This window comes from Armatimonas sp. (assembly GCF_031410135.1).
Classification (GTDB): Bacteria; Armatimonadota; Armatimonadia; order Armatimonadales; family Armatimonadaceae; genus Armatimonas.
This window is the reverse complement of the sequence record NZ_JANNYP010000311.1, coordinates 1-4389: the sequence shown is the minus strand read 5'-3', so window position 1 is coordinate 4389 and position 4389 is coordinate 1. Positions and strand designations below refer to the sequence as shown.

Sequence of the window (4389 nt, the reverse complement as noted above, 5' to 3'; positions counted from 1 at the left end):
TTTGCCCCCCAACTAATGTTGGCGTTTGTCGGCTTCCCGCCATGACGTCCCCCCCCTACTACCTTTTCCCCCGCCGCGGCCCCACTTCTCAGCCAAAGGCTTATTGACGCCGCTTTAAATCGGCGGGCTAAATTGCTGCTTTTATCGGCGGATAGTTTTTTTCGGGGGAGGGCTCTTGTTGGGAACTCCGACGCGATATAATCTATACTAAGTTGAGAAACACCACGCGGCTTTGACCCGCGCATGGAAAGGACACGAACTAAAATGTCACTAACACTTGAAGCCGGTAAGGATTTGGAAATCCTGGCAGATCGCGCCTGTCCTCTGACGCTCACCGAGCGAGCAGTACAGGAAGTGAAAGATATTCTTGAGCAGCAGGGTAACCCGGAAGGCGTCCGCCTGCGCGTCTACATCAGCGGCGGTGGCTGCTCTGGTCTCCAGTACGGCATGGCGCTGGACGAGACCGTGGACGAGGGCGACGAGGTCTTTGAGTACGGCGGTGTTGAGGTAGTGCTCGCTCCGATGGACATGCGCTACTTGGTCGGAGCCGTTGTAGACTACGTCACCACCCCGATGGGCGGCGGCTTTAAGGTCGAGAACCCCAACGCAGTCAAGACCTGTGGCTGTGGCTCTAGCTTCTCCGCCGAGGACGACGCAGAAGGCCGAACCGTCACCGGTGGCTGTGGCTCCTGCGGAAGCAACAAGTAAACTCATAAGAAGGCCCCGGCACCAGCTTGGTGCCGGGGCTTTTGGTGTTTTATGACTCGAACTGCATTTCTACTCACGCTTTCTTTGCTGGTGGCTCAGGCGCACGCCCAGCACCTGCCCATGCGCACTCCAGACCTAAAAGCCCCCAAGCTCTTTGATGGAATGCCGAACTTCTCGCTCCGTCCCAGTGCCACGGCGGCGCAGAGTGGCGCGTGGGGTGATCCGCGAACCTGGGAGGGCGGGAGCATTCCCAAACCCACCGATAGCGTGCTGATCCCTCCGGGCCTAAAAATCACCGTGAGCGGCACCGAAACGGTAAAAACCATCGCGGTGCGTGGCGTGCTAAGCCTGGTGTCGGGGACACTGACAGTCAATACCCTGCAAGTTCTCCCCGATGGCTACTTAGAGCTAGGCAAGAGCGGCCAGCCGGTCACGGCAAAGCTGGTGCTTGGTGGGGAGCGCTTGCCCAAGGCGGATGATCCCGAGCAGCACGGGGCGGGCCTGCTGGTTCTCGGGCGGCTGGTGGCGGTAGGGGAGCCAAAAACGAGCTTTGTGCGCTTAGTAAGTGCGCCAAGCGCGGGAGCCAGCACACTGGCGCTGGGACAGGCCGTGAGTGGCTGGAAAGTCGGGGATAAGCTTGCGATTCCTGACACGCGCTCGCCTGCACGGCGCGGCAAGAGCGCTAGCCAGAGCGAGACGGTGACTCTTTCGGGCATCTCCCCCGATGGCAAAGTCGCAACACTGAGCACGCCCCTGAAGTTTGCGCACGCGGGTCAAGAGCGCTTCTTGCCGCATGTCCTCAATCTCAGCCGTAGCGTGACCGTGACCTCGAAAAACGCCACAACTCCCGGCCATGTCTTTCTGGGGGAGTCGGCCACCACAGACATTGCCAATGCCGCCTTTGTGGGCTTGGGCCGCACGACCACCAGCCCGCTGGATCTGGACAAGAACCATGTCGCCCGCTACGCCTTTCACTTTCATCACGCGATGGGGCCATTTGCGGGGGCGTGGCGTGGCAAGCTCTCCGGGTGCGCCTTCGACGGTAGCCCGAAGTGGCAGCTTGTGATGCATGGCACCACGAAAGTCCGGGTCGAGAACAACGCGTTCTGGGGCGCACGTGGAGCCGCTGTGGTCATCGAAGACGGCCACGAGACGTTTAACGAGCTTGTGGGAAATATCGCCGCCAACTGCCCCGGTGTGACTCCCGCCGAAGTAGAGCCCGGACAGCGCACAGATAAAGAAGATGTGGGCTCCGAGGGCGTGGGCTTCTGGCTGGCCAACGCGGCCAATCTCTGCACCAACAATATCGCCGCCGACTGCGCCCTCGCGGGAATCCTCAAGTTCCCTCGACCAGAGCGCCCGCTGCGCGGCACATTGAGCTACTTTGTCTCGCCGACGGAGGAAGCAGCATCGCGTGAGCTGCGCTTCCCCTGGGCGGACAACGTGCCGTATCCTGTGCCTTTTGCCAATAACGAGGTCTATAGCTCCATGCACGGCCATGAGTTCTGGGAGGAGTCCGCCTTTACGGTGCGCGACTCGGTAGCCTGGAATTGCCATCAGGGGCTTGTCCCGCGCTTCACGGAGCCGATGATCGTGGATGGCTTAATTGTTCGTGGCGACTCTGGGGCACTCGGCGATGAGAGCGACCCGACCATCGGCGTCCCCAACCGTTACTACCCGGTCACGGGGCGTCTCAAGCGCTTAGACATTTCGGGGATGGCCATCGGGGTCAAGCAGCAGACCCCACGCGGCACCAACGAACCCAACGGGCGACAGTTCGATGTGCTGATCGAGGACAGTGTCTTTGCTTGCCCGGTTGGTGTGCGCATAGACGGTGACCTGCACTACAAGCGCGATGCCGTCGGTCAGAGCCGCACGCTGCTGAAAAACTGCAAGTTCAGCCCCCTAACCCCCAATAATGGGGGAACCCGTGCGGTTGACATGATCCTGGACTTCGGCAACGACATCAATGCGCTGGCTGCCGACGAGGTCTATGTCGAGAGCTTCCAGGGCAAGCCCGGCGCGAACTTCCGCCTCTACTACGATATTCAGGCCCCGAGTGTGATCGTCCCCATTGCCACACCAGATGGCGGCATCCACAACCTCCCCGCCGAGCAGGACAGCGCCCGCTACCACGATGGTCAGGAGCACTTTCGTATCCGAGGGCTCAAGGAAAAAGGGCTGACCAATGCGCAGGCGTGGGCAAAGTACAAGAAAGCCTGGGCGGGGAGCGTTGCCCCAATTACGGCCAAGAAACACCCCACACTAGGCGGCTTAGTCGCGCCGATTGTCGCTAGCAATATCCCACCACTCTTTGTCCAGCCCCGCGCCCTCACGGGAATCCAGCTAGACGGTGATAGTAGCGCCTGCTGGGGGGCAAACCACGACTGGCACCAGCTCTGGGTACCGCTGGAGCTAGAGATTCGCGTGGACGGCAAGAAAGTCGGCAACATCCGCGCAGACCAGTACAACGCCGTCAGCCGCCGCACCGACGGCTTCCGCTTTGCATTTCCCAGCAGCGTCCGCGATAGCCGAGAGCACGAGATCTCCGTCGTGGTTGCCGGAACCAGCGAACACCTCCCCGGCTCCCCCATGCGGCGTGTTTTGCGCTAAACCTTCAATATCTACCCTCCTCCGGGTGCCCTCTGGGCGTTTGGGAGGAGGGGCAGGGGGAGGAGGGTACGGAGGGCTCTACTTCAGCCCGAGCTTGGCGAGGGCGGCTTTCATCCCGGCTTCGTCAAAGCCGACGGAGCGGTAGACGACGTTTCCTTTTGCATCCAGAATATAGTTGGTGGGGAAGGCTTGGATGCCGTAGGCGCTGATCGTGGTTGGCACGGCCTTAACGACCGGGAATGTCAGCTTGGCGCTTTTCAGATAGCTGGTAATGGACTTGTTATCATCGCCCTGGTTGATCCCCACCATCCCGAGACCCTTGGCCTTGAGAGCAACATAGAGCTTCTGTAGCTCCGGGTGCTCCGCGCGGCAGGGAGGGCAGCCCACAAACCAGAAGTTGACCAGCACGGCTTTCTTGCCCACCAGTGCCTTCGCCAGCGAGAGCTTGGGGCCAGCAGGAGTCGCCAGGTTGAACGCGGGGGCCTTCTTACCCACTTTAATCAGCTTGGCGGACAGCTCATCCATTCCCTGGCTTCCAGGAGCCTTCTCTTCCTCAAGACCTGCTGGAAGGGTCATGCTGGCGGCGGCGATCTCACCGTCGAGCTGGACATTGGAAAGCGTGAGATCCTGCCCCAGCGGCTTTCCCTCGATTGTCATGGACATCACAAAGCGCTGGATTAGTTTTTCGGGGCTGACAAAGAGGCGCAGGGTTTGGGGGCCTTCTTTCATCTCCAGAACATCAAAGCTGATCTCACCGATTTTTTCCACGCCAACATGGTTGAATTTCTTGGGGTCGGTGCCGGGCACGCCTGTCAGAAACGGCCAGAGAGAGGTGGGGGAGACAGGCTCTTTCGTGTATTTTTTCCCCGTGATGCTGTAGGCATACTTACCGTCGGCGATCACGAGGACACTTTCCCCTTTTTCGGGTTTTTCGGAGGCTAGCTCGACGCGGCCCTGATCCGGGTTCTTGATCAGTAGCTTGCCTGTGAGTTTCTGGGGCTGTGGGCCTGTCATGAGCATGGTCATCTCTGCCGAGAGGCTCTTGAGAGACTTGCCTTTGGCAGCGAC

At 60.2% G+C, this 4389-nt stretch carries 3 protein-coding genes; 2 read left to right on the top strand and 1 reads right to left on the bottom strand.

Going from position 1 to position 4389, the window contains the following annotated elements; translation table 11 throughout:
- Positions 1 to 294 precede the first annotated feature (294 nt).
- On the top strand, positions 295 to 708 hold the full coding sequence (gene erpA / locus RMO15_RS11190) for an iron-sulfur cluster insertion protein ErpA (protein ID WP_369016102.1): 414 nt from the start codon (positions 295 to 297) through the stop codon (positions 706 to 708).
- A 51-nt stretch (positions 709 to 759) separates the two neighbouring features.
- Positions 760 to 3321 (top strand): G8 domain-containing protein, encoded by a 2562-nt coding sequence (locus tag RMO15_RS11185; protein WP_309712073.1) that lies wholly within the window; start codon positions 760 to 762, stop codon positions 3319 to 3321.
- Between the two features lie 78 nt (positions 3322 to 3399).
- Here RMO15_RS11185 and RMO15_RS11180 read toward each other — a convergent pair.
- The coding region (locus RMO15_RS11180) for a redoxin family protein (RefSeq protein ID WP_309712070.1) at positions 3400 to 4389 on the bottom strand (990 nt) is incomplete at its 5' end.

Bases quoted from the DNA above. Each gene is read 5' to 3' on its own strand.
- RMO15_RS11185 (WP_309712073.1), top strand. From the start codon at position 760: ATGACTCGAACTGCATTTCTACTCACGCTTTCTTTGCTGGTGGCTCAG.